The organism is Mycobacterium sp. (assembly GCF_035633495.1).
GTDB lineage: Bacteria > Actinomycetota > Actinomycetes > Mycobacteriales > Mycobacteriaceae > Mycobacterium.
Genome location: NZ_DASQEU010000146.1, coordinates 1 through 3,587 on the forward strand (window position 1 = coordinate 1; position 3,587 = coordinate 3,587).

The window sequence follows — 3,587 nt, forward strand, 5'->3', positions numbered from 1 at the left end:
CGGCGACGAGACCGTCCTTGGCGTGTTTGTTGCGGTGCGTGTTTGTTGCGGTGCGTGTGTGTGGGGGCCTTTGGCGAGCCTTAACTGTCCAAGACCCTTCAGGCGGGGCGCGCAAACACCTCAGCCGGCTGACCCGGCGATGTTCCACGTCGGGGAACTCCGGGCTCTCAGCAAGGGCATCCACGTCTCCGGGGGCCCACGTCACCCGTACCATCGGTTGGGGTCACCCCTGCAACGGCAGCGGTCCTACCGCGTCAGCCGTGTCGTGCTATATCGCAACGTCTTGGGTGTGCGGGTCAGGCTGTGGGTGAGGTAGTGGCCGGAAGAGCAGGAGAGTCACTTCAGGTGGTGGATCCGGTGCGCGGTTCGGCCCATCTCGTGGCGCGAGTCGTCGAGCTCGGGGCGGCAGGGGTCAATGGACTAGCCCGGTTAGGCAGTATCAGCCTGCTGGTGGCACTGCTGGCCCGGCTGGGGAAGACCGACCAGGAAGACGCGCCCGATGTGCTCCCAAACGCCGCGGAGGTGGACCTCGCGCCGGAGGAAGAGGCCTCGCCGGCGGAGATGATCACCCGGGGGCTGCTGGGCGGGGACGGCCGCTATACGCGGCTGGAGGTCGCCGAGCGAGCCGGCATCGCCCTCGATGAGGCGCGACGACTATGGCGGGCACTGGGGTTTCCCGAAGTCGATGACGAGCAGCGGGTATTCACCAGCGCTGACGTCGCCGCCCTGACCGATGCGGCCGGGCTCATTGCCGCAGACATCGTGGATGGCGAGGGGCTGGTGGAATTGGCCCGCCCCCTGGGCAACCTGATATCGCGCCTGGCCGCAGCGCAGACGAATTTCATCTCCGAGGTGCTGGGCGCGCGGATCGCGGTGGGCCGCAGGGTTGAGGACCCACAGCTGCCCGGCCAGCTGGCGGCCCAAGCCCTCATCACTACCCGAGAATTGTTGCCCGTGCTGGAGCGGACCACCGTGTATACGTGGCGTCGGCATCTGGCCGCTGAAGTGGGACGGGCGTTGTTTCCCAGCGGATCCGGCCTGGACGGCCACGCGGAGAGCCGACCGGCAGTTGTGGGCTTCATCGACATGACCGGGTACACGCGACTGTCCCGCAACGTTGACCTCACCGAGCTCGCGAGGGTGCTCGACCAGTTCGAAACGGCCGTGCTCGACACGGTGGTCGCCCACGGCGGGCGGGTGATCAAGAATCTCGGCGACGAAATCCTGTTCGTGATCGATGATCCCGCATCCGCGGCGGAGGCCACCCTGCAGCTGCTGGATGCGTTCACCGCCGAGGACACCCTGCCGCAGGTGCATGCGGGCCTGGCGTTCGGGCCGGTGCTTGACCGCGGTGGTGACGTGTTCGGTCCCGTGGTGAACATCGCCGCCCGACTCGCCAACCTCGCCCGCAAAGGCACCATCCGGGTCGACCAAGCGATGGCCACCGAGCTTGGCGATGCTAAGCAGTTCACCCTGTCCGCGCGGGCGCCGCGCCGCGTCCGCGGCTACCTGCAGCTACCCAGCTATCGCCTGCGGCGAGCACACAAGCTCTGAATTCCGCGACCGCACCGGAGGCGTTGTTCGACCGCCGACGGCAGGACAAGCCGGAGATCTGCACGGCAACAAAACGACGTCGGACAACCGATTCGGGATGGTGCCGATCGAGGTGAAGAAGACAAGACCGGATAGCGGTTGAACTCGTTCCCCGTGGCCGTCCTCGACGCCGCCGGCCTGCTCGTCGCCGCCGGCTACGCGGAGTCCGAAGTTTCGAGCGACTGTCGATAAAGGAGATCTTAGACTCACCTAGGCCGTAGGTGAGGCGGCCACCGAAGCTTACGTTGAACTCGCGATGAACGCAGGCACGGTCGTTCGGTACAGCACCGTGACGCGTCTTCAACCGCCTTGTTCACAATTGTTCTTGGCGCCGAAATGAAGGTGGGTGTGGTGTGACCATGGGGAACTCGTCTCGGGGCGCATCGGCACCGTCGCGTCACCTGGAGGTCGAGCGCAAGTTCGAGGTGTTCGACTCGACGGTGACGCCGTCGTTCGATGGGCTGGCCTCGATTGCCGGCGTGAAACGGGCACCGCCCCAGACGTTGCACGCCGTGTATTACGACACCCCGGGCCGGGATCTGGCCGCCCACCACATCACGTTGCGTCGGCGCACCGGAGGCACCGACGCCGGTTGGCACCTCAAGCTGCCGGCCGGACCTGTGGCGCGGACCGAGATCCGCACCGGGTTGGGAAATGGCGGCGACGACGAAGTGCCGGCCGAACTGCGCGATGTCGTGCTGGCGATCGTGCGCGACCGCCCCGTGGCGCCGGTGGCCCGGATCGCCACCCACCGCGCGATCGATGTGTTGTGTGGCAGCGATGGCACCGCGCTCGCGAAGTTTTGCGACGACCACGTCTGCGCATCGGCTGACGGTGAAGACACCGAACAGCGTTGGCGCGAGTGGGAACTCGAGCTGGCCGAGGACGCGATCGCCCGGGGTATCGCCGATGAGCAGCTGCTGGCGCGGTTGAGCAACCGGCTGCGCGATGCCGGTGCCGCACCCGCCGAGTACGCCTCGAAACTGGCGCGGGTTCTCGGCTCGTCGCTGAGCGCGCCCAGACCGGCCCCCGGACCGGATGATTCGGTGCACCGCGCGGTGGCCGAGCAGATCGAGGAGCTGCTCGCGTGGGATCGCGGCGTGCGGGCTGACGTCGAGGACTCCGTGCATCAGATGCGAGTAACCATCCGCACCATCCGCAGCCTGCTGCAGGCCTCGGCGAGCGCGTTCGGGCTGACCGACGACGCCCGGATCCTTGATGAGCTACGTGAATTGGCCGCAGTGCTGGGCACCGCCCGCGACGCCGAGGTCCTGGCCGATCGCTACCAGCGAGCCCTCGACGAACTGCCCACGGATGTGGTGCGCGGTCCTATCCGTGGGCGCCTGGTCGATGGCGCCCACCAACGCTACCGTGCGGGATTGCGAAAATCGCTGAGCGCAATGCGATCTGAACGCTACTTCCGGCTACTCGACGCGCTGGACGGGCTGCTCGCCGCCGAATCGGCTGCGTTAGCAGTCGATGAGGAACAGCTGGCCGAGGCGACCATCGAGGACGGCTACAAGCGGGTCCGCAAGCGCGCCAAGGCCGCGGCCGCCGCCGACGCCGAGCGCCACGACGCGGCGCTGCACGGGATTCGCAAGAGTGCCAAGCGGCTGCGCTACACCGCCGCAGCGGCAGGCGCCAAGAAGGTGTCCGACGCGGCCAAAACCATCCAAACACTGCTGGGTGATCACCAAGACAGCGTCGTCAGCCGCGCCCACCTCACCGAACAGGCCGACACCGCGCACGCCGCCGGGGAAGACACCTTCACCTACGGCCTACTGCATCAGCGCGAAGTCAACCTCGCACACCAATGCGAGCAGCAACTCCACGCGGTGTTGAAGTCGCTCGACAAGGCCGTCGGCACGGCGCGCTAACCGCGCTCTGATCGCCATGACAGCCCCATCGGCAGCGCGCCGGCGTGCGAGACTGCGCGAACGCAATGCGACTGACGATCGCGATCCTCGAAGCAATCTCGAACAGTGCAGCCAGGG

The 3,587-nt window shown here is 67.2% G+C and carries 2 protein-coding genes; both read left to right on the forward strand.

Annotated elements, in window-relative coordinates:
- Positions 1-450: 450 nt before the first annotated feature.
- Positions 451-1,554, forward strand: coding sequence for an adenylate/guanylate cyclase domain-containing protein (locus VET27_RS21365; RefSeq protein ID WP_526521616.1), 1,104 nt, complete (start codon positions 451-453; stop codon positions 1,552-1,554).
- Positions 1,555-1,952: 398 nt separating this feature from the next.
- Positions 1,953-3,470, forward strand: a complete 1,518-nt coding sequence (locus tag VET27_RS21370) for a CYTH and CHAD domain-containing protein (protein WP_526521617.1) — start codon at positions 1,953-1,955, stop codon at positions 3,468-3,470.
- The last annotated feature ends 117 nt before the right edge of the window (positions 3,471-3,587 follow it).